Origin of the sequence: Acinetobacter sp. NIOH-H-8, from assembly GCF_046635365.1 — a bacterium.
Lineage (GTDB): Bacteria > Pseudomonadota > Gammaproteobacteria > Pseudomonadales > Moraxellaceae > Acinetobacter.
In genome coordinates, this window is sequence record NZ_JBHDVN010000197.1 from 1 (window position 1) to 448 (window position 448).

1 protein-coding gene is annotated in these 448 nt (G+C 58.3%); it reads right to left on the minus strand.

All coding sequences use genetic code 11. The features are described 5' to 3' along the window. The coding region (locus ACEWB7_RS17775) for a hypothetical protein (RefSeq protein WP_411581056.1) at positions 1–255 on the minus strand (255 nt) is incomplete at its 3' end. Between the last annotated feature and the right edge of the window lie 193 nt (positions 256–448).

Consider the following 448-nt stretch of genomic DNA (forward strand, 5'->3'; position numbering starts at 1 on the left):
GTCGTAGAGGGCGGTGGCGGTGAAGTCGGTGGGCAGCGCGGCCAGGTCCAGTATCTGCGCCTCGGCCCCGACTTCGCGCAGCTGCGCCGCGTACAGGTCGCTGATGCGGCGGGCGCGGGAGTGCGGGCGGTTGGTGCCGGCTATGATGGTTATCATCAGGAGAGTTAAGAATGATGAATTAAAAATGAAGAGTTGACCGGGCGAGGTACGGCTGTCAGCTTTCTTGATTTTCAATTCTGAGCGGAGCACAAACAAAAAAGCGAACCGGCAGGCCGGTTCGCTTTTTCAGTTCTGATAAACCACGAAACCCTAGGCCAGGTTATTCGAGGTAGCCTTGGCGGCCAGGAATTCGCGGTTCAGGATGGCAATGTTTTCCAGCGAAATGCCCACCGGACACTCAGCGGCGCAGGAGCCGATGTTGGTGCAGGCGCCGAAGCCTTCCTTATCC